This window comes from Burkholderia sp. NRF60-BP8 (genome assembly GCF_001522585.2).
Taxonomy (GTDB): Bacteria; Pseudomonadota; Gammaproteobacteria; order Burkholderiales; family Burkholderiaceae; genus Burkholderia.
The window spans coordinates 438508-458587 of sequence record NZ_CP013372.1 but is presented as its reverse complement, the minus strand read 5'-3'; the positions used below and the strand labels follow the sequence as shown (position 1 = coordinate 458587).

The window sequence follows — 20080 nt, the reverse complement described above, 5'->3', positions numbered from 1 at the left end:
AGCCGGCGCCGCGGGCGGCAGATGCGGATGCACCAGTGCGCCTGGTGCATTCGTACCGCCGCGGTCAGTCCTTGCCCTTCGCACCGCCCTTGTCGCCGCGCGCGCCGTTCGCCTCGGCCGCGCCGACGATCCCGCGCTCGCGCGCCCAGACGATCGCCTCGCCGCGGCTATGCACGTCGAGCTTCGCGTAGATCGTCGCGACGTGATTGCGCACGGTGTTCGGCGCAAGCCCGAGGCGGCCGGCGATCTCCTTGTCGGCCAGGCCGTGGCACAGCAGGTCGAACACGTCGCGCTCGCGCGCGGTCAGATCGGACAGCTGCGCGCCCGCATCCGGCGCATTCGCGCGCCGCACGTTCGCGAGCTTCTCGATCAGCGTGCGGCTGAACCACGACGCATCCTGCATCGCGGTCTCGATCGCATAGACGAGCTCCATCTCGGTCCGCTTGCGGTCGCTGATGTCGAGCAGCGCGACGAGCAGGCAGTCGCGCCCGTGGATCGCGACGGGGTCCGCCGACACGACGCAATCGCGCACGTCGCCGTCGCGCGTGCGGATCTGCACGTCGGCGTTGCGCACGTTGCCGTCGCGCGCGAGCCGACCTTCGACGCGCGACCACACGCCGCGCTCGGCCCACAGCCCGATCTCGTCGGCGGACTTGCCGAGCAGGTCGCCTTGCGCGTGGCCCGTCAGCGCGGCAAACGCGTCGTTCACGTCGAGCAGCTCGAAACGGTCGGCCGTGACGATCGCGGTCGCGACCGGCGCCATCCGGAACGCCGTCGCGAAGCGCTCCTCGCTTTGCATCAGCGCGCGCTCGGCCTGCTTGCGCGGCTCGAGATCCATGAACGTGAACAGCATGCACGCCTCGCCGTTCATGTCGATCGGCTGCCCGGCGACGACCACCGCCTTGGTGTTGCCGTCGGCAAGCTTCAGCACGGCTTCCATCTGCGGGATCGTCGCGCCTTCGCCGAGCCGCTCGATCGCGAGCTCGCGCCGCTCGGCCTGTTCGAGCACGTCGATCTCGTACACCGAACGGCCGAGCACGTCGTCGCGCGCGTACCCCGTCATGTCGAGAAAGCCCTGGTTGACCTTCACGTAGCGCAAGTCGTCGAGCCGGCAGATCACGGCCGGCGCCGGATTCGCGTTGAAGGTGCGCTCGAAGCGCTCCTCGGCGCTCGCCCATTCGGTCGCATCGTGCAACACGAGCGCGAGGCAATCGGGTGCGCCGGCCGCGTTCGTCAGCACCAGGCTGCGGATGCGGTGAACCCAGCTCACCGACTCGTCGGCCGCCGATTCGACCTCGACCGTCACGTCGCTGAACTCCTCGCCGGCGATCACGCGATCCATCGGATAGTGGCCGTCGCGCACCGGATGGTTGTTCCGGTAGCGCAGCCGGAATCGCTCGCGGTATTCGGTGACGTCCGCGCCGAGCGCCTTCAGCTCGGTCACACCATGCATCGCGAGCGCGGCCTCGTTCGCCCAGACGATCCGCTGATCGGGCTCGATCAGGATCACGCCCTCGGTGAGCCCGGCGATGATCTGGTGCAGTTGACGCCGGTCGGTATGCGACTTGAGCGCCTGTTCGTCTACTTGTTCGTTCATCGAATCGTTGTCCCTGTCGTCGATACGGGCGTCGGCCGAGCGCCCGTTGCGGTGGCGCGCCCCGGCTGGCGCGTGCGGCGATGATCGCCTGCCGCGCAACGGCCCGACAGGCGCGGATGCACTATCTCGAATAGTACATTCGCACGCCGCTCGCGATCGTGCGGTGCCCCGCCGAACGTCGCGGCGCGGCCCGCGCGCCCGTCCGGCGGCGTTGCCCGGGACATGGTGCACGCGCGTGTTCCACCGCTGCGTTCCGTCCCCGGTGCAAACGCACTAGCCGATCAGGTGAATTTGCGCGATGTCCGCTCGCGTTCGCGTCGGTACGCTGGTACTGCATCGGCGCTCATACGCTGCTCTTTCTACCGCAGAGGAGGACACCCGGATGAAACTGCATCAGACACCCGATCCGACGCGGCCCGAACCGCCCCCGGACAATCCGCCCGAACCGGCGCCCGGCACCGACCCGCCGGTACCGCTGCCGCCCGACGTGCCGCGGCCCGACATGCCGCCGCGCGAGCCCGGCTACGACACGCCGATCGCCCGCTAAGGCCCGGCAACGCGCGGGAACGATCCGTGCTCACCCGTTGCTTCGCTCGCCAATCGAAGGAGAACATCAATGAACAAGACCTCGCACCTTTCGACACTGCTCGCCGTCAGCGCGGCGTTCCTGCTTTCCGCTGCCCCGCTCACGAACGCGCACGCCCAGGCCTCGTCGACCGACAGCGGCATGGCGACCGAATCGAGCCAGCCGGTGACCGACACATGGATCACGACCAAGGTGAAGAGTGAACTCGCGACCACCGATGGCGTGAAGAGCACCGACATCAGCGTGAAGACGGTGGACGGCGTCGTCACGCTCACGGGCGTGTTGCCGACGAAGGTCGCCGTGAAGAAGGCCGTCGCCGTGACGCGCGCCATCAAGGGTGTGAAGCACGTCGACGCATCGGGCCTGAAGGCGAAGGCCTGAACTATCACGCGGCCGCGTGCCGCACTTTTCTCCCCTTACGAAAGGAGCACACCATGAACGAAGACAAGATCAAGGGCCAGTGGAAGCAGCTCACCGGCAAGCTGAAGGCCAAGTGGGGCAAGCTGACCGACGACGATCTCGCGGTCGCGGAAGGCAATCGCGATTATCTGGCCGGCAAGATCCAGGAGCGTTACGGCATTGCCCGCGACGAAGCCGAGAAGCAGTTGAAGGAATTCGACCGCGAGCTGTAACGCGCCAGTCGTCTCACCCCGCCGCGACGCACGCCGCGTCGCGGCCACGAGGAGGACAGCGACATGGGCAAATATCTGATCGCATGGCTGCTCGGCGTGCCGATCGGGCTGCTGGTGCTGTTTTATCTGGTCACGCACCTCTTCTGACGCACGCGACGCCCCGTCGACGAACGAAAAACGGGCCGACGGCTGAAACCAGCCGCCGGCCCGTCTGCTTTTGCATGCGGCGCGCGACGCGTCGCGCTTACTTCGCCGCGTTCGCCGTCATCTTGAAGATGCCCTGTGCGTTGCCCGCGTCGAAGCGCAGGTCGGTCACCCAGCGGCGCGCCGTCTGGTCGAACGTGCGCTTGCGCGTGATGAACTCGTAGAACGAACCCGGCACGTTGCGTTTCACCGTGCCGCCGTCGCGGGTGCGGAATTCGCGCTCGACGGTGTCCGCGCGATAGGCGGTCTGGAACACGCGGCCCGAGCGCGAGCGTTCGACTTCCGGCTTCATCGGCCGACCCTTCGCCTTCTCGTCGTCGGCCAGCTTGAACACGTCGGCGACGCGGTCGGTCGCGTGGTTGAACGCGTTGCCTTCGGTCGCGATCCACGCCATTTCCGCCGATTCCATCAGCAGCGTTTCATAGTCGAGCTCGTTCGGCAGGTCGTGCTGGCGCGCGAACGCGCCGACGATTTCCGGCAGCAACGCGTGCGCGTCGTCCAGCGACAGCCAGCCTTCGCGCTCGACTTCCCACAGCAACGCGACGGCCGCCGGCGACAACGGGTCGCGCGACGAGCTGACGACATTCGTCACGGCCTGCTGGAATTCCTTCGAGAAGCGCTCCGGATGCAGCTCGCTGACGAAGAACTGCGCGATTTCGTCCGGCGCGTCCTCATGCGCGTACGCCCGGCCGGTCATGCCGAGCTTGTCGAGCGGGTAACGGCCGTTCAGGCGGAAGCCGAGCGGACGCAGGATGCGCGTGAACGCGGCCTCGCCCGGCGGCAGCGCGCCCGTGTGCGGCCAGCGCACCGTGCGCAGCGCGCCGTGGTCGAAATAGACCGAACCGCCGCGCTCGATCGTGTCGGCCGTGTACGCGCGGCCGTTCGCCGAACGCTCGAGCAGCCCTTCGAACAGCGCCATGTTCATCGCCTGCGCGATTTCCGCGCGCGTCACGACGCCGTCTTCCCATTCTTCGAGGATGGCCGGCATGTTCAGGGTCGAGAACAGGGCGTCGGTCTTCGCCTGTCCCAGCAGCTTCGTCAGCAAGCTGTCGATATTCGGATTGCGCATCAGGATTCTCGTCTCGGGGGACCCGCCGGCAAACGTGCCGGCCATTCGTCGGCCGGCCACCCTGCGGGCGCCTGGCCTTGCACGGGAAGCATTATTCAAAGGGTTGCAGCGGGGCGTAAAGCGAGATTAAATTGATACGTAATGAGTTTTTGGAATGATCAGCCGATCTTCGCCTGCCTTTCGCCCACGTGCGGCGGCCCTTTTTATCAGAGGAATTGAAGGTCTGTTTGGCAAGGGAACACACGTGCGAATGCCCGACATCGCTCGTTCCAAGGGGGCTTCCTTCAGGGCGCAGGGCAAGGAGCGAGGAGCGCCGTTTGGTCGCGCCAGACGAGCGACGAGCGACGCCGCCCTACGGGAGATGTCGGGCATTCCCGTGGAATGATTTTTTAATTTCGGGTGCGTGCTCCCTATCCAGACAGACCCAGACATCATGCGCAAATTCAAGATCCCCAACATGGGCGCGCTCGTGGCTTTCGAAGCCGCCGCTCGCCACGAGAGCTTCACGCACGCGGCCAAGGAACTGTTCCTGACCGAAAGCGCGGTGTCGCGGCAGATCGCGACGCTGGAGGCGAGCCTCGGCGTGCGGCTGTTCGCGCGTGTGAAGCAGCGCGTCGTGCTGACGCGGGCCGGCAAGCTGTACGGCACGCAAGTACGACGCGCGCTGGAAACGCTCGACCGCGACACGCTGTCGATCATCGCGCACGGCAGCGGCGGCGGTTACCTCGAGCTCGCGGTGCTGCCGACCTTCGCGTCGCACTGGCTGATCCCGCGCATCAAGAGCTTCTACGACCGCACGCCCGACGTGCGCGTGAACATGGGCAGCCGCACCGACCTGTTCTCGTTCGAGGACACGCACTTCGAAGCCGCGATCCACTACGGCAAGCCGACCTGGCCCGGCACGTCGTCCGACTACCTGTTCGGCGAGGAAGTCGTGCCGATCTGCTCGCCGGCGCTGCTGGACGGGCCGGTCGAGCGCGTCGAGGATCTGCTCGCGTATCCGCTGCTGCACTCGACGACGCGCCCCGGCGCATGGGCGCAGTGGTTCGAGACGCACGGCGTCGAGGATATTCGCACGATGCAGGGCGTACGCTACGAACTGCATACGATGCTGATCAGCGCGGCCGCGGCCGGGCTCGGCGTCGCGCTCGTGCCGAAGTTCTTCGTCGAGGAACAGTTGCAGCAGCTCGGCCTCGTCGTGCCGTGCGATGCGGCAACCGTCGGCGATTCGGCGTACTACCTCGTGTATCCGACCGAGTTCAGCCACAGCAAGCCGCTGGAATCGTTCCGCAGCTGGCTGCTCGAACAGGCGAGCGCGTATGCGGCGCCCGAGCGCGACGCACCCGCCGCCGATGACGAAGAGGACGAGGACGTCGAGTAACGGCGCCGTCACGCCGGCGTCATCGCGCGATGGCGCCGCAGGCGTGCCGCGCCGGCGCGTCGGCCGCCACGACCTTCACCAGCCGCGCACGATCGGGCGTTTCCAGCCCCGGGCACGCCGTCTCCAAATCGCGGATCACGAGCGTCGCGCGCCCGTCGAACCGGCACACGCCGCGCGGCTGCGCGGCAGGCAGCCGCAGCCCGCGTCTCGCCTCCTGTTGATTCGTGAAAACGATCACGCCCGCTCGTTGCGAGCGATCGGGCAAGCGCCGCTCAGACGCGTCGTCCTCTTCGAACCATACGTCCGACCCGAGCGATTCGTCGCCGTAATCGAGCGCGTATTGCCCCGACAGCGTGATCGTCCGGTCGAGATGCGCCGCCCGGCAACCCGGCTCGGCATCCGCGGGAATCGTCTGCGCACCGGCCGCGAGCGGGCCGCACGCCAGCAACGATAAAAGCAGCGCACGGGCGCGGCCGGCCATGGAGAATCCATCAATCGCGGGGCGGATCATGGGCAGTCGGGTGCGGGTCGTCGTGACGAAGACCCGCATTGTCGCGCACCGCGTGCGTTACATGTGCCACTTCACCGTGGCGGTCAGCGTGCGCGGATCGCCCGGCATGTTGTACAGGTCCGCGTTGCCGTGCGCGGCGATGAAGTAGCGTCGATTGAACAGGTTGTCGAGCGTGAGCGTCACGTCGACCTTCTTGCTCCGATAGCCGGCACCCAGGTTGAACACCGTGAACGACGGCAGCGTGACGAGATCGCTCGCCGACGTGTAGCGCGCCGACTGGAACTGCATGCCGGCCGCCGCATAGAAGCCGTACGGCAGCTCGCGCTTGAGCCACAGGCTCGCGCTGTGCCGCGGCATCAGCCCCGGCGTGTTGCTCGACACCGCGAGGCCGGCCGCCGTCGACTGCGCGGATCCGTCCACCGTGCCGTTCAGGTACGCGTACCCCGCATACACAGACCACTTCGGCGCGATCTCGCCGGTGAAGCCGAGTTCCATCCCGCGCACGTGCTGCGTGCCGATCGGCAGCGCATAGCCGGGATTCGCCGGGTCGCCGATCTGCTGGTTGGTCTGGCGCATGTCGAACAGCGCGACGCTGGCCGTGGCCTTGCCGCCGAGGTCGAAGCGCGAGCCGAGCTCATACGCGGTGGTCTTCTGCGGCGCGAGCGCGGCGCCGTTCGAGAACGCGCCGGAGCTGATCAGCGTGTCGGCCAGCGGCGAGAACGACTGGCTGAACGATCCGTACAGCGTGAGCCAGTCGAGCGGTTCGTAGATCAGGCCGACGCGCGGGCTCCACGCATGATCGGTGCGCTCGAGATTGACGTTCGACGACGTGTAGTCGTGGCGGGTCTGGTTCAGGTAGTCGAAGCGCAGGCCCGCGAGCACCTTCCAGTGTTCGGTCAGCGAGATCAGATCCTGCGCATAGACGCCCGCGAGCCCGACGACGGTCGACGCGTTCGTCTTCGCGCGCACGCCGGTCGGCACGCCGGGCAGCACGACCGGCTGCGGATCGAAGAGATCGTAGGTCGCGACCTTCGTCACGCCGTAGATCGTGTCGAACTTCTGCTGCTGCGACAGCTCGAGCCCGTACAGCAGCTCGTGACGCATGCCGAACAGCGACGTCTTCTGCGTGAGCTCGAACAGCCCGTCGATGCCGTGATCGGTGCGCTGGCGCGTCGACTGGTCGAGCGTGACGACCGGGTGCGCGGCCGTCTTGATCGGCTCGTACGTCACGTAGTTCTTCCGCTCGAGCGAGAAGTCGTACGCGCGGATCGCGCCGTGGAACGACAGCGAATCGTCGAAGCGGTGATCGAGCGACACCGTCGCGCTCTTCGCGGAGACGTCGTTGTAAGAACTGTTCCCCCCGTCGGCCGACCCGTAGTACGTGTTGATCGGCACGTCGACCGGCCGGCCGCGATACGCGGGCAGGCCCTGATCGGACGTGCGGCGGTCGTGCAGGTAGTCGAATTCGACGTTCAGCACCGTGTCGCGGTCGAGCTTGAACTGCGCGGACGGCGCGATCGCCTGCCGGTTGAGCTGGAACTGGTCGCGGAAGCTGTTCGAATTCTCGGCCGCGCCGGTCACGCGGAAGCGCGCCGCGTCGTTCGGGTTCCAGCCGAGGTCGAATTCGCCGCGCCGCTCGCCGCGCGTGCCGAGCGTCACGCCCACGTCGTTCACCGGCGTCGCCTGCGGCCGCTTCAGCACGCGGTTCACGATGCCGCCCGCCGAGCCGCGCCCGTACAGCACGGCCGCCGGCCCCTTCAGCACCTCGACACGCTCGACGTTCGACAGGTCGCGGTAGTACAGCGCATCGTCGCGAATGCCGTCGACGTACTGGTCCGTGATGCTGTTGAAGCCGCGGATCGTGATCTGGTCGCGCTGGCCGTCGCCGACCGAGAAGCCGACGCCCGGCACGTTGCGCAGTGCGTCCTGCAGCGACGTCGCGTTCTGATCCTCGATCACCGCGTGCGGCACGACGTTCACCGTCTGCGGCACGTCCATCAGCGACATGTCGGTCTTGGTCGCCGCGCGCGAATGGCCGCCGTCGTACGACGCATGCTCGGCGGCCGCGTTGACGGAAATCGCGGGCAGGGTCGCCGCGGTGTCGGCCGCCTGCGCAAACGAAGTGCGGGCGCCGGCCAGCGACGTGACGATCAGAAGCGCATGGCACGCGCTCGTGTTGAGTTTCATCGTGAACGTTCGTGAACGTAGAAGGTGGTGAAGAAAACGGCGAACGAGAACGAGCCGGCCCGCGCGCACATCGCGCGGCGAAGCGGCCAAGCCCTTTTCGCGAAAACGACGATGCGCGTGGAGGATCGCCCCGTCGCGCAGGCCGGGTGGCGAACGGCCGGCGCGGATCGCTGCCGGCCGGCGCCGCCGGCACGAAAAAAGCCGTGACATCCCGTCACGGCTCGTAATGCGGCGAAATAATAAACGAGAATGATTCGTGTTTTTAGTTAATTTTCACCGTGTCGCCTGTCCGCAACGCAAGCGCGCATGGCGCTCTGCATTCCTGACGAATACCTTTCTGTTTTGGGTCATCGAGCGGCTTGATTTGTAATATAAACGAAAGATTAGAATCGGCCGCCTCATGCGGCAACGATCGATAACAGGCGGGAGTCGGGATACGACGACGGAGAAACTGGAGAGGATCACGAAGGATCGGGTCGAGCAGACGGAGCGGATTCAACGGTCCGGTGCGCGCCGGACCGGGCAACCCCGACCCGGCGCTCCGGGCAGCCGACCTCGTATCGGCAGCGCAGCGGATCTTCGTCCGTTCTTCACTACGTCTGCTCTCAGGCTCACTGCGTTTTTTTCCTCGCCGCGCTGCGCCATTATCCGCTCAATTCGGCCCAAGTAAAACGTTTGCGCTTGCACCGCGGCCGTTATACCGGGGATTTGGACACATTCTTTCCGAATGCTTACGGTCATTGCGGCGCGCTTGCCCCCATGTTGCATTCGCTGCGGCGTTCCTTTTAAATGGAACTGGTTCCATTCGCTGAATCGACGCTATTCGCGCGTGACGCGCCGTCGCGGGCGCGTCATGATGCCGATTCAGGATCGAGGACCGTTCAGTTCAGGATTCGCATCGCCCGTCCTTCCCGGACACCCCGTCAAACGAGACCGTCATGCCCGATTCCGCCTCCCTGCAGCACCTTTTTCCCGCCTTACAGGACATCCCCGCCGAATTCCGGCTGGCTTCGCCGATTCACCAGCGCGTGTCGCTCGTCGACGGCGAACTGCGGCCGTGGGACGGCGCAACCAAGACCGTGCTGTCCCCGGTGTGCGTGCGCCAGGCGGACGGCAGCGTCGAGCAGGTCGAGATCGGCAGCTACCCGGTGATGGGCGAAACGGAAAGCGACGCGGCGCTCGACGCCGCGGTGCGCGCGTACGACGCGGGCCGCGGCGAGTGGCCGACGATGAAGGTCGAGCAGCGCATTGCATGCATGCAGGACTTCATCAAGCGGATGGTCGCGCAGCGCGAACTCGTCGTGAACCTGATCATGTGGGAGATCGGCAAGAGCCTCGCCGATTCGCAGAAGGAATTCGACCGCACCGTCACCTACATGACGCAGACGATCGATGCGCTGAAGGAGCTCGACAACGCGAACTCGCGCTTCGTGATCGCGGAAGGCACGATCGGCCAGATCCGCCGCACGCCGCTGGGCGTCGTGCTGTGCATGGGCCCGTACAACTATCCGTTGAACGAGACGTTCGCGACGCTGATTCCGGCGCTGCTGATGGGCAACACCGTGGTGTTCAAGCCGCCGCAGTACGGCACGCTGCTGTTCGAGCCGCTGCTCGAGGCGTTCCGCGACGCGTTCCCGAAGGGCGTGATCAACACGATCTACGCGCCGGGCGCGGTGGTCGTGCCGCACATGCTCGCGTCGGGCAAGATCAACGTGCTCGCGCTGATCGGGTCGAGCAAGGTGGCCGATCACCTGAAGAAGCAGCACCCGAAGTCGCACCGGCTGCGCGCGATCCTCGGCCTCGACGCGAAGAACGCGGCGATCGTGCTGCCCGACGCCGATCTCGACCTCACCGTGAAGGAGTGCCTGCTCGGCGCACTGTCGTTCAACGGCCAGCGCTGCACCGCGCTGAAGATGCTGCTCGTGCATCGCTCGATCGTCGACGAATTCCTGAAGCGCTTCACCGCCGCACTCGAACAGCTGAAGATCGGCATGCCGTGGGAAAAAGGCGTCAGCATCACGCCGCTGCCCGGCATGCATCGCACCGCGTACATGACCGACGCGATCGACGACGCGAAGGCGAAGGGCGCGCAGGTCGTCAATCGTTCGGGCGGGGAATTCAGCAAGACGCTGTTCTATCCGGCCGTCGTGTATCCGGTGTCCGAAGGGATGAAGCTGTACCGCGAGGAGCAGTTCGGGCCGATCATTCCGGTCGCACCGTTCGACGACGTGGAAACCGCGCTCGACTACGTGACGACGTCGGATCACGGCCAGCAGGTCAGCATCTTCGGTTCCGATCCGGCGCAGATCGGCGCGCTCGTCGATCCGCTCGTGAACCAGGTGTGCCGCGTGAACATCAATTGCCAGTGCCAGCGCGGGCCCGACGTGTTCCCGTTCGCGGGACGCAAGGATTCGGCCGAAGGCACGCTGTCGGTGAGCGATGCGCTGCGCGCGTTCTCGATCCGCTCGATGGTCGCGGCGAAGCAGACCGACGGCAGCAAGCAACTGCTCGACTCGATCGTGTCGGATCACCACTCGAAGTTCATCAATACCGGCTTCATTTTCTGAAGCCGTCCCGGTCGATGCCGGGGCCCCCGTCGCACGCCGCTGCGGCGGGGCGCTTCCGGTATGCGTCGCGCTGCTAGACGTTCGTCGCCAGCAGCCGAATGCCCGCGACGCCGAACACCACGGCCAGGCACGCTTCCATCGCGCGACGGCCGCGCACGTACAGCCGCCGCGCACCGTCCATCGAGAACACCAGCGCATAGCCGCCGAACACCATGCAGCCGATCGCGAGGCAGCCCGGGACGACGGCGCCGTGCGCGCCGCCCGCGCCGTTCGACGACAGCGCGACGATCGACACCCACACGAGAATCGCCTTCGGATTGGTCAGGTGCAGCATCGCGCCGCGCACGTAGAAGCGCGACAGCCGCTGCTCGCGGGCCTCGCTCGCCGATGCCGCCGGCGGCCCCGACAGCGCCGTGCGCGCCGACTTGAACGCGAGCCACAGCAGGTACAGCCCGCCGAAGACCTTGATCGCGACCAGCAGCTTCGACCACGCGAGCAGCGCGGCCGATATGCCGAGCGCCGCGATCGTCGCCCAGAACATCGACCCCGAAATCACGCCGAGCGCGAACGCGAGCGCCGCCTTGCGGCCCTGGGTCGCGGCGACCGACATGATCGCGAGATTGCTCGGCCCGGGGCTGGCCGTGCCGATGAAATAGGCCGTGTAGGCAAGCAGCAGGTTGGCCGAGAAGAAGGTATGGGCGCTCATGTCGTATCTCGCGGGGACGATTCGGGGATTGTTGGCAAACCCGCGCCGTCTGCACATAGACAATTGTGCGGCCGATCGCTGGGCCAGTTGGATGACCACGCAACCGATCGGCCGCCGCCGGACCGTCTCTGTTTTGAAACAACCGGCGTGCTCGCCGCCGGTCCGCGCGATGCGACAGCGCACGTTCCGCGCAGCCGTTTTCCGTCGGCGGACGCACGGCGGGCGCGGCCGGACCACGCGGCACGCGTCGTTCCGGCCGTTCGCCGGCGCAAACGCGCGACGCGCCCGAGGCCCGCGTTACGTTACATCCGTGAAGCATTTCGCGCCGTCACGCCGCGTCGGGCGCCCGACGCGGCGCACCTCGCGCCCATAGACACCCTCCTCGACCGCCTGCGCGATCCAGTCCCGGCGGGACTCGCCGACCGACGGCGGAGCGCGGCTCAACATTGCTCAACAATCGTCCGGCGGCGCTGGTACGGAATCTGCATTCCGTTCGGGCAGAGGCCGCGCGCGGGGACCGCGCGGACATGAATCCACCCTCGGGCGCGTCCGCGGATACGCCCGTACGATACGCACACGCAACGAGGCTCTTCATGGATGCGCAGCCCAACTCGTCCGACTCGTCGTTCCAGCTCTTCCTCGCGAAGGTGCTCGAACAGCCGCTGCCCGACTGGACCGAAAAACAGCAGATGGAACTCGAGATGGCGCGCACGCTGTCAACGCAAATGGTCACGCTCGCCGAAGACATGCGCGGCCGCGCGCCCGATCTCGCGCGCTGCCTCGTACTGCTCCGCTACGCGAAGGTGCTCGACTTCATGCTGACGTCGCTCGCCGCGCACCGCGACATTCATCCGCAGACGCTGCGCACGCTGTTCCGGCTCGCGAACCTGAAGGTCGACGACGCCTATCCGGTGTGAGCCGGCGCAACGGATCGCGCGTCGCGCACGGCCGTTGCGGCCACTCAACCCGCCCCGCACACGCGCGCCCCGACCGCCCCTCCACGTAAACGGAGGTACAATCGCGCGCCATGAACGCACTTCGCCGCTTCCTGCTCCGGCCAGGCGTCGCGCGACGGTGGCTGTGGGGGTTCCTCCTCGTGACGCTGCTGTCCCGCGCGCTGATGTCGGGCGCCGTGATGCTCGATCCGGACGGTCCGGATGCGGGCTCGGTGGTGCTGTGTTCGGGCCGCGGCCCGCTGATCGTCACCGGCGCCGCGCTGGCCGCCCGCTTCGATGCGGGCGCGCCGATCACGCCGGCCAACGATGCGCGCGCGCTCGCCGATGCACTGAAGCATGACGCGCATGCCGACCAGGCGGCGTCCTCCGACAACGGCGACAGCCTGTGCGCGTTCGGCGCCGCACTGTTCACCGCGCTCGCGTCGTTCGTGCTGCTGGTGCTGCTGTTTCCCGCGGCTCCGCCGCGGCGCTTCTTCATTCGCTTCGACGGTCTTCCATTCGTGCGATCGATATGCGACGATCGCCCGCCCTCCCGCGCTCCTCCTCTGTTCTGCTGAACGTTTTGCCCCGTGACGCGCGCACGTCGACGTGCATGCGCGTTCACGCCGTTCGTTTCGCCCTGACCTGATTCACGCGTTCACCCGAATGCCCGCATCGCGCGGGCGACGCCGCCCTGCGCACCGTTTGCGCAGCGTGCCGCGCCGCCTGTCGCGGCGATGCACGCATGCGGGTGCGACGCACGTCGACCGCAGCCGGCCCGCGCCGGTCGCGCCGCTCGACGCACCCGAGGAGTTCACACCATGTCGACCACCGTCGATCGGGCCATCTCGCCCGCTCGTTCCGCCAGCGCCGGTTACCGGACGCTCTGGCGCTGGCATTTCTACGCCGGCCTGTTCGTGATGCCGTTCCTCGTGATCCTCGCGATCACGGGCACGCTCTACTGCTTCCAGCCGCAGATCGAACCGCTGCTGTATCCGCACCGGCTGGTCGTCGAACCGCGCGCGACGCCGCGGCTCGATGCCGACACGCTGCTCGCCCGCGCACGCACCGCGATGCCGGCCGGCGCCACGCCGGTGTCCGTGCAGGTCGCCACCGCGCCGGACCGCAGCGCCGAGTACGTATTCCGGCTGCGCGACGGCAGCCGCGAGAGCGTGTACGTGAACCCGTACGACGGCAGCGTGCTCGGCACGCTGAGCGTCGAGAACCGCTTCATGCAGATCGACCGGATGCTGCATCGCAAGCTGCTGCTCGGCAAGACCGGCGAGTTGCTGATGGAGCTCGCCGCCTGCTGGACCTTCGTGATGATCGGCACCGGCGTCGCGCTGTGGTGGCCGCGCGGGACGGCCCGCGTCGGGCGCGCGCTGCGGCCCGACCTGTCGCTGCGCGGCCGGCCGCTGTGGAAGAGCATTCACGCGTCGGCCGGCATCTGGCTCGCGGCCGGCACGGTCGCGTTCATCCTGACGGGGCTGCCGTGGTCGGGCTCGTGGGGCAAGAATTTCAAGGCGCTCGCCGCGACCGTGAACCTCGGTGCGCCGGAAGGCGCGTGGGGCGGCGGGTCGATCCGCTCGACGCGCCCGGGTGCCGCCGTGACGGCCGGGCACGCGCCTGCGCAGCCGGCCATGTCGTCCGGCCATCACCACGATTCCGGCGAATCGATGCCGGGAATGGTGATGGACGACCTGCCGTTGCCGCAAACGCCGTGGGCGGTCGGCAACGTGCCCGTGCCGCATTCGCCGTCGGCGTCGGCGCCGGCCCCTGCGCCGCTGCCGCTGGCCCGCGCGATCGCGATCGTCGCCGGGCTCGGCGTGACGAGCGGCTACACGCTCGCGTTGCCGTCCGGCGCGGATGGCGTGTTCACCGCGTCGTACTTTCCGGCCGACCCGAAGGCCGAACGCACGATCTACGTCGACCAGTACAGCGGCGCCGTCCTGAAGGACATCCGCTACGGCGACTACGGCGCGGTATCGAAAGCCGTGTCGTACGGCACGTCGCTGCACATGGGCCGTTATTTCGGGCTCGCGAACCAGATCCTTTGCGCAGTGTTGTCGCTCGGGCTGGCCGCGATGGCCGTCACGGGCACCGTGATGTGGTGGAAACGCCGCCCGGCCGGGAAGCTGGGCGCACCGTCGCGCGAACGCGGCACGCCGCCGATGCGCGGCTGGATCGCCGGGCTCGTGCTGCTCGGCATCGTGTTCCCGCTGATGGGGTTGACGCTCGTCGCGGTCTGGCTGCTCGACCGGCTGCTGTTCGGCCGCGCGGCGCCGGCCGCAGCGTGATCGATGCAAGCGCCTCCCCCATTCGAAGGAAACCGAAACGATGAAGTTCAGATCGATGCTGCCCGCTGCCGTTCTCGCGGCGCTCTCGCCGGGCGGGCACGCACACGCACAGAAAAGCGGCGTCGACGAAGCCGGCGCCACGCTCGCACCGATTCGCGTCGACGCGCAGAAGGCGCCCGGACTGACGCAACCGCTCGACACCGGCAGCCATCTCGGGCTGTCGCCGCTCGAAACGCCCGCGAGCGTCGAGCAGATCCGCCGCGCCACCCTCGACACGCGCGGCGACAGTTCGATCGTCGACGCCGTGAGCCGCGCCGCCGGCATCAGCGCGTCGCCGCATCCCGGCAACGGCAATTCGGAACTCGCCGCGCGCGGCTTCGTCGGCGCGTCGTCGGTCACGCAGCTCTATGACGGCGTGCGCCCGTACGGCGCGATCGGCGTCACGTTCCCGTTCGACACGTGGTCGGTCGACCATATCGACGTGCTGCGCGGCCCCGCCTCGGTGATCTACGGCGAAGGCGCGATCGGCGGCGTGGTCAACATCGTGCCGAAGAAGCCGACGCGCACGCCGATCCGCAACGAGCTGCAGGTCGGCGGCGGCACCGAAGGCACGGCGCGCGCCGCGTTCGGCAGCGGCGGCGCGATCGACGACAAGCTGTCGTACCGCTTCGACATCAGCGGCAACCGCTCGTCGAACTGGGTCGATCGCGGCGACTCGCGCAACCTGTCGGTCTCGGGCGCGCTGCGCTACGACGTGACGCCCGACCTGTACGTGACGGCGTCGTACGCGCAAGGCTTCCAGCATCCGATGCGGTATTTCGGCGCGCCGCTCGTCGGCGGTGCGCGCGATCGCGCGCTCGACGAGAAGAACTACAACGTCGGCGACGCCGACATCGCGTTCCGCGACAGCTGGGCCACCGTGTCGGCGAACTGGCAGCCGAGCGACGGCCTGAACGTGACGAGCACGCTGTACCGGATGAAGAGCAATCGTCACTGGAAGGATGCGGAGTACTACACGTACGTGCCGTCGAGCGCGCAAGTGCGGCGCAGCAGCTACACCGAGATCTTTCATGATCAGGAGCAATACGGCAACGTGACGACGGCCACCGTCGACAGCGCGCCGTTCGGCATGCGCAACACGTTTTCGGCGGGCGTCGAGTTCAACCACACGACGTTCCAGCACGACAACAACTCGCCGTATTCGGGCACGTCGACGGTCGATCCGTTCGACTTCGATCCGGGCGGTTTCATCAATACGGCCGGTACGTTTCCGAAGTACCGCAGCCAGTCGAACCAGTACGCGCTGTTCGCGGAGAACCGGCTCGCGATCACGCCGCGCTGGTCGGTGATCGGCGGGCTGCGCTACGACCATGCGAGCGTGAACCGCGACGATCTCGTGAACGGCGGCGCATTCACGAAGGTGTTCGCGAACACGGGCTGGCGCGTCGGCACCGTGTACGACGTGCGGCCCGGTCTCGCCGTGTACGGCCAGTATTCGGTCGCGGCCGATCCGGTCAGCTCGCTGCTGTCGCTGAATGCGTCGAAGGCGAATTTCACGCTCGCGACCGGCCGCCAGATCGAGATCGGCGTGAAGCAGTCGTTCCTCGACGGCAAGGCGGAATGGACGCTGGCCGCGTACCGGATCGTGAAGAGCAATCTCCTGACGGCCGACCCGGCGAACCCGAACCAGTCGATCCAGGTCGGCCAGCAGTCGTCGCGCGGGCTGGAAGCGACGGTCGGTGCGGAGATCGCGAAGGACTGGCGCGTCGATGCGAACGTGTCGATCCTGCGCGCGAAATACGACGATTTCCGGCAGTCGTCCAGCGGCGCGACCGTATCGCGCGCGGGCAACGTGCCGGTGTCGGTGCCGCAGCGTCTGGCGAACCTGTGGGTGGGCTGGCGCTTCGCGCCGGACTGGACGGGCATCGCGGGCGTCAAGTACGTCGGCAAGCGCTTCGCCGATACCGCGAACCAGCTCGTGATGCCGTCGTACACGACCGTCGACCTCGGCCTCGCGTGGCGGCCGCGCAGGGACACGACGATCACCGCCCGCGCGTACAACGTGTTCAACCGTCGCTACGTACAGTCCGCGTACTACAACGAGACGCAGTATCTGCTCGGCAACGACCGGCGGCTCGAAGTGCTCGCGAACTACCGGTTCTGATGCGACGCGCCGCCACGCCACGCGCGCGGCGCCGCGTGCGTGGCGGCGGGTCGGTCAGCCTTCGGTACCGCCGCGGCCGACCCGGACGCATCGATCAAGTACGCGGCCCCGCCATCCACTTCCGGTAGCGTCGCGTCTGGCACTGCGCGGCCAGTTGCTGCTTCACCAGCGCGCGCAGCGGCGACACCTGCGGGTGCGTACGACGCCCTTCGCTGAGCCGCGTGAGCTGAAACTTGACGACGGCCATGTTCGCCAGCGCGCCCAGCGCCTTGTTCTTCCAGCGGATCGGCTCCAGCACCGGCGCGCTGTCCTTGCCGGCGCGCCAGTCGCGCGGCAGGTTCGGGTCGATCGACAGCGCGGTCGCGATGCCGACCATCGCCACGCCGCTGTTCACGACCTGCTCGGCCACCGCACGACGCCGGATGCCGCCCGTGACCATCAGCGGCATCCGCGCGACGGCCGTGATGTCGCGCGCGAATTCGAGGAAATACGCTTCGCGCGCGAGCGTGCGCCCGTCGCGCGCCTCGCCCTGCATCGCCGGCACTTCATAGCTGCCGCCCGACAGTTCGACGAGATCGACGCCGAGCGGATTCAGCAATTCGACCACGCGCTTCGCGTCGTCCGCGCTGAAACCGCCGCGCTGGAAATCGGCCGAATTCAGCTTCACCGCGACGGCGAAGGCCGGCGATACCGACGCGCGCACCGCCTTCACGATATCGAGCAGCAGGCGTGCGCGATTCTCGATGCTGCCGCCCCATTGATCCTGCCGGCGGTTCGTCAGCGGCGACAGGAACTGGCTCAGCAGATAGCCGTGCGCCGCATGCACCTGCACGCCGGTGAAGCCGCTTTGCTCCGCGAGCCGCGCGGCACGCACGAAACGCTGCTGCACGTCGGCGATATCGGCCGCCGTCATTTCCTTCGGCACCGGAAACTGCTTCGACAGCGCGCCGAGCGCGAGCGGCACGGCCGACGGCGCGAGCGTCGTCTGGCCGAGCGCCGCCTGCATCTGGCGCCCGGGGTGATTGATCTGCATCCACACGTGCCCGCCGCCCGAGCGGGCGATCTGCGCCCAGCGGCGGAAACGGTCGAGATGCGCGTCGCTTTCGAGCACGACGCCGTTCGGCCCCGTCATCGCGCGGCCGTCCACCATCACGTTGCCGGTCAGGATCAGGCCGGCCTGACCGTCGGCCCACGCCTGGTACAGGCGCAGCAACGCATCGGACGGCGCGTGGTCCGCATCGGCCATGTTTTCTTCCATCGCGGCCTTGGCCAGACGGTTCGGAATCACCGCCCCGTTGGGCAGTGTGAGGGGCGCAAACAGATTCATGTGGCAGATCCTCGATTGACGATGGCCTACGATAACTTTAAAGTCAACTTTAAGGTCAAGCCTTTTTGGAGCCCAACATGAAAATCGGCGAACTGGCGAAGGCGAGCGGCCTCGCCGCGTCGCGCATCCGTTTCTACGAAGCGAGCGGCCTGCTCGAACCGGCCCGCCGGCAGGCGAACGGCTATCGGGAATACGGGCCGGAAGCGTTGACGCGGCTCGCGATCATCGACCGCGCGCAGTGTGCGGGCTTCTCGCTCGACGAGATCCGCGCGGTGCTGCCGCCCGATCTCGGCGCATGGCCGCACGACGAACTGCTGGTCGCGCTGCGGCACAAGGTCGACGAGATCGCGCTGCTCGAACGGCGGCTCGCGCAGAACCGGCAGCACCTCGAGACGTTGATCGACGAAATCGAGAACAAGCCCGAAGGCGAGGATTGCGCGAGCGCCGCGCAACGGATGCTCGACCGGCTCTGCGAGCAGGCCAGCCAGCCACTGGAGTCCGCAGCCGCGGTGCGGCCGGCGCGCAAGCGCGCGTGAGGGAGTGTGCCGTGGGATTACGCTGCGCCATCCATCGATCGATGCGCGCCGCAGCCTGAACACGATATGGCGCGGTTGTCGCGATTTGCTTACGTCGCAGGTAATCGACGCGCACCGCCCGCGCCGCGATCATGGCTCCATCGACTCACGCACCGCATCCCGCCAAGGAGCCCGCCATGACCGCCTACGCCATCGCCCACCTGCACGACGTCGAGATGTGCGACGACATCGTCGAATACCTCGAACGGATCGACGGCACGCTCGCGCCGTACGACGGCCATTTCGTGATTCACGGCGCACGGCCGGAAGTGCGCGAAGGCGTGTGGCGCGGCGACCTGATCGCGATCGCGTTTCCCGATCTCGACACGGCGCGCGCATGGTACGAATCGGACGCGTACCGGCAGATTCAGCCGCTGCGCGCACGACACGCGAGCGGCCCGTTGATCCTGATCGACGGCGTCGACGAACGGCACAAGGCGACCGACATCCTGCGCTGAGGCTCGATGCGCGTGGCGTTCCCTACGCGCTCGACGCCGCGCTGCGTGGCGCACCATCGGCACGCCACGCAGGCCGCGACGCGCGGGCGGCTGCCGCGTCAGATCCCGTCGAGCGGCTGCCCCGGCTGCCACGCATCGATGGTCGCCTTCGCCCGCGCGCGATCGCGCGCCGACAGTTCCCCTTCGAGCGCGCGTGCAGTCGCCTCGGAGAACTCGACCTTGCGGCTGCCTTTCCCGGCCTTCACCGCGGCAAGATAGAACGTGTACGCGGTCGACAGGTTCTGCTTCACGCCGCGCCCTTGCTGGTAGAGCGTACCCATGCTTTCGAGCCCCAGCGGATCGCCCTGGCGCGCAGCGGCGCGATACAGCGCGACGGCTTTCTCGAGGTCTTGGGGCAGCTTCATCCCCATGTCGTACATCATGCCGAGCGCGCTCTGTGCGGGTGCGTAGCCGCGATCGGCCGCCATCTGGAAGCAGTCCGCCGCCACGCGGAAATAGCGCTTGGCCGGATTCTCCTCGTGCCGGAACAACTGCCACGCGGCATCGTCGATCTGCACGCCCATGTCGTATTGCATCTTCGCGTCGCCGTGCTGGGCCGCGAGAAAACTCCACTTCACCGCCTGCTCTGCGTCCTGGTAGCGGTAGTAATCACCGAGCAGCGCAGCCGCTTCGACGTTACCCGCGTTCGCTGCGGTCGTGAGTTCGGGGATGGCAGTCTTGTAGTCGTTCTTCTTGTAGGCGGCAAATGCGTCCTGCAGATCCGCAAACGCCGGCGCAACGGCCAGCGCAAGGCTCAACGCCAATAAGGTCTTCTTCATTGCTCTCGATATTGTGATTATTCGATCGGATCGCGGCGCGGTGCGACGTCGTGCCCTCGAGCGTCG

Annotated in this window: 18 protein-coding genes; 11 read left to right on the top strand and 7 right to left on the bottom strand. The window is 67.4% G+C overall.

Annotation, left to right across the window (positions count from 1 at the left end):
* Positions 1-64 precede the first annotated feature (64 nt).
* Entirely contained in the window at positions 65-1597 is a 1533-nt protein-coding gene (locus WS54_RS02095; RefSeq protein ID WP_034205537.1) for a helix-turn-helix transcriptional regulator, read from the bottom strand.
* A 382-nt stretch (positions 1598-1979) separates the two neighbouring features.
* Here WS54_RS02095 and WS54_RS33895 point away from each other — a divergent pair, with 382 nt between their 5' ends.
* The 3 genes from WS54_RS33895 (at position 1980) to WS54_RS02085 (ending at position 2815) form a co-directional block, all read left to right on the top strand.
* Positions 1980-2144: a hypothetical protein gene (locus tag WS54_RS33895; RefSeq protein ID WP_179949047.1), complete on the top strand. Its 165-nt coding sequence runs from the start codon at positions 1980-1982 to the stop codon at positions 2142-2144.
* Between the two features lie 69 nt (positions 2145-2213).
* Entirely contained in the window at positions 2214-2564 is a 351-nt protein-coding gene (locus tag WS54_RS02090) for a BON domain-containing protein (RefSeq protein ID WP_034205538.1), read from the top strand.
* 53 nt (positions 2565-2617) lie between these two features.
* Positions 2618-2815, top strand: a complete 198-nt coding sequence (locus WS54_RS02085; protein ID WP_034205539.1) for a CsbD family protein — start codon at positions 2618-2620, stop codon at positions 2813-2815.
* 244 nt (positions 2816-3059) lie between these two features.
* Here WS54_RS02085 and WS54_RS02080 read toward each other — a convergent pair whose 3' ends face one another.
* A complete protein-coding gene (locus WS54_RS02080) occupies positions 3060-4088 on the bottom strand; it encodes a DUF1338 domain-containing protein (protein ID WP_034205540.1) in 1029 nt (342 codons plus the stop codon).
* Positions 4089-4521: 433 nt separating this feature from the next.
* Here WS54_RS02080 and WS54_RS02075 point away from each other — a divergent pair, with 433 nt between their 5' ends.
* Entirely contained in the window at positions 4522-5469 is a 948-nt protein-coding gene (locus tag WS54_RS02075; protein WP_034205541.1) for a LysR family transcriptional regulator, read from the top strand.
* A gap of 19 nt (positions 5470-5488) precedes the next feature.
* Here WS54_RS02075 and WS54_RS02070 read toward each other — a convergent pair whose 3' ends face one another.
* Positions 5489-6019 (bottom strand): hypothetical protein, encoded by a 531-nt coding sequence (locus tag WS54_RS02070; RefSeq protein WP_236872744.1) that lies wholly within the window; start codon positions 6017-6019, stop codon positions 5489-5491.
* Positions 6020-6037: 18 nt separating this feature from the next.
* Positions 6038-8167, bottom strand: coding sequence for a TonB-dependent receptor (locus WS54_RS02065; protein ID WP_059784721.1), 2130 nt, complete (start codon positions 8165-8167; stop codon positions 6038-6040).
* Positions 8168-9105: 938 nt separating this feature from the next.
* Between WS54_RS02065 and WS54_RS02055 the strand changes: the two genes are divergently transcribed.
* Positions 9106-10734, top strand: a complete 1629-nt coding sequence (locus WS54_RS02055; RefSeq protein WP_059784728.1) for an NADP-dependent glyceraldehyde-3-phosphate dehydrogenase — start codon at positions 9106-9108, stop codon at positions 10732-10734.
* A gap of 73 nt (positions 10735-10807) precedes the next feature.
* Here the strand turns inward: WS54_RS02055 and WS54_RS02050 are convergent, their stop codons facing one another.
* Positions 10808-11440, bottom strand: coding sequence for a LysE family translocator (locus tag WS54_RS02050; RefSeq protein ID WP_034205545.1), 633 nt, complete (start codon positions 11438-11440; stop codon positions 10808-10810).
* Between the two features lie 593 nt (positions 11441-12033).
* On the opposite strand from WS54_RS02050, the gene WS54_RS02045 reads away from it, so the two are divergent.
* The 4 genes from WS54_RS02045 (at position 12034) to WS54_RS02030 (ending at position 16836) form a co-directional block, all read left to right on the top strand.
* Positions 12034-12357 carry a hypothetical protein gene (locus WS54_RS02045; RefSeq protein ID WP_034205546.1) on the top strand — a complete coding sequence of 108 codons (324 nt, stop codon included), beginning with the start codon at positions 12034-12036 and terminating at the stop codon, positions 12355-12357.
* A gap of 110 nt (positions 12358-12467) precedes the next feature.
* The gene (locus tag WS54_RS02040) at positions 12468-12953 is read left to right on the top strand and encodes a hypothetical protein (RefSeq protein ID WP_059784733.1); all 486 of its coding nucleotides are present in this window, start codon (positions 12468-12470) and stop codon (positions 12951-12953) included.
* Between the two features lie 243 nt (positions 12954-13196).
* Complete coding sequence (locus tag WS54_RS02035) at positions 13197-14672, top strand: PepSY-associated TM helix domain-containing protein (RefSeq protein WP_059784736.1); 1476 nt, start codon at positions 13197-13199, stop codon at positions 14670-14672.
* A gap of 40 nt (positions 14673-14712) precedes the next feature.
* A complete protein-coding gene (locus tag WS54_RS02030; RefSeq protein ID WP_059784738.1) occupies positions 14713-16836 on the top strand; it encodes a TonB-dependent receptor in 2124 nt (707 codons plus the stop codon).
* Positions 16837-16930: 94 nt separating this feature from the next.
* On the opposite strand, the gene WS54_RS02025 is transcribed toward WS54_RS02030, so the two are convergent.
* Positions 16931-18163: an NADH:flavin oxidoreductase/NADH oxidase family protein gene (locus WS54_RS02025; RefSeq protein ID WP_059784741.1), complete on the bottom strand. Its 1233-nt coding sequence runs from the start codon at positions 18161-18163 to the stop codon at positions 16931-16933.
* A 77-nt stretch (positions 18164-18240) separates the two neighbouring features.
* Here WS54_RS02025 and WS54_RS02020 point away from each other — a divergent pair, with 77 nt between their 5' ends.
* Together WS54_RS02020 and WS54_RS02015 are read left to right on the top strand one after the other, a co-directional pair.
* A complete protein-coding gene (locus WS54_RS02020) occupies positions 18241-18699 on the top strand; it encodes a MerR family transcriptional regulator (protein WP_059784744.1) in 459 nt (152 codons plus the stop codon).
* A gap of 176 nt (positions 18700-18875) precedes the next feature.
* On the top strand, positions 18876-19196 hold the full coding sequence (locus WS54_RS02015) for a DUF1330 domain-containing protein (protein ID WP_034205553.1): 321 nt from the start codon (positions 18876-18878) through the stop codon (positions 19194-19196).
* A gap of 98 nt (positions 19197-19294) precedes the next feature.
* Here WS54_RS02015 and WS54_RS02010 read toward each other — a convergent pair whose 3' ends face one another.
* Positions 19295-20014: a tetratricopeptide repeat protein gene (locus WS54_RS02010; protein WP_082725165.1), complete on the bottom strand. Its 720-nt coding sequence runs from the start codon at positions 20012-20014 to the stop codon at positions 19295-19297.
* Between the last annotated feature and the right edge of the window lie 66 nt (positions 20015-20080).

Excerpts from the sequence above, each read along its gene's own strand:
- WS54_RS02095 (WP_034205537.1), bottom strand. The coding sequence starts at position 1,597 with ATGAACGAACAAGTAGACGAACAGGCGCTCAAGTCGCATACCGACCGG.
- WS54_RS33895 (WP_179949047.1), top strand. The coding sequence starts at position 1,980 with ATGAAACTGCATCAGACACCCGATCCGACGCGGCCCGAACCGCCCCCG.
- WS54_RS02090 (WP_034205538.1), top strand. The coding sequence starts at position 2,214 with ATGAACAAGACCTCGCACCTTTCGACACTGCTCGCCGTCAGCGCGGCG.
- WS54_RS02085 (WP_034205539.1), top strand. The coding sequence starts at position 2,618 with ATGAACGAAGACAAGATCAAGGGCCAGTGGAAGCAGCTCACCGGCAAG.
- WS54_RS02080 (WP_034205540.1), bottom strand. The coding sequence starts at position 4,088 with ATGCGCAATCCGAATATCGACAGCTTGCTGACGAAGCTGCTGGGACAG.
- WS54_RS02075 (WP_034205541.1), top strand. The coding sequence starts at position 4,522 with ATGCGCAAATTCAAGATCCCCAACATGGGCGCGCTCGTGGCTTTCGAA.
- WS54_RS02070 (WP_236872744.1), bottom strand. The coding sequence starts at position 6,019 with ATGCGGGTCTTCGTCACGACGACCCGCACCCGACTGCCCATGATCCGC.
- WS54_RS02065 (WP_059784721.1), bottom strand. The coding sequence starts at position 8,167 with ATGAAACTCAACACGAGCGCGTGCCATGCGCTTCTGATCGTCACGTCG.
- WS54_RS02055 (WP_059784728.1), top strand. The coding sequence starts at position 9,106 with ATGCCCGATTCCGCCTCCCTGCAGCACCTTTTTCCCGCCTTACAGGAC.
- WS54_RS02050 (WP_034205545.1), bottom strand. The coding sequence starts at position 11,440 with ATGAGCGCCCATACCTTCTTCTCGGCCAACCTGCTGCTTGCCTACACG.
- WS54_RS02045 (WP_034205546.1), top strand. The coding sequence starts at position 12,034 with ATGGATGCGCAGCCCAACTCGTCCGACTCGTCGTTCCAGCTCTTCCTC.
- WS54_RS02040 (WP_059784733.1), top strand. The coding sequence starts at position 12,468 with ATGAACGCACTTCGCCGCTTCCTGCTCCGGCCAGGCGTCGCGCGACGG.
- WS54_RS02035 (WP_059784736.1), top strand. The coding sequence starts at position 13,197 with ATGTCGACCACCGTCGATCGGGCCATCTCGCCCGCTCGTTCCGCCAGC.
- WS54_RS02030 (WP_059784738.1), top strand. The coding sequence starts at position 14,713 with ATGAAGTTCAGATCGATGCTGCCCGCTGCCGTTCTCGCGGCGCTCTCG.
- WS54_RS02025 (WP_059784741.1), bottom strand. The coding sequence starts at position 18,163 with ATGAATCTGTTTGCGCCCCTCACACTGCCCAACGGGGCGGTGATTCCG.
- WS54_RS02020 (WP_059784744.1), top strand. The coding sequence starts at position 18,241 with ATGAAAATCGGCGAACTGGCGAAGGCGAGCGGCCTCGCCGCGTCGCGC.
- WS54_RS02015 (WP_034205553.1), top strand. The coding sequence starts at position 18,876 with ATGACCGCCTACGCCATCGCCCACCTGCACGACGTCGAGATGTGCGAC.
- WS54_RS02010 (WP_082725165.1), bottom strand. The coding sequence starts at position 20,014 with ATGAAGAAGACCTTATTGGCGTTGAGCCTTGCGCTGGCCGTTGCGCCG.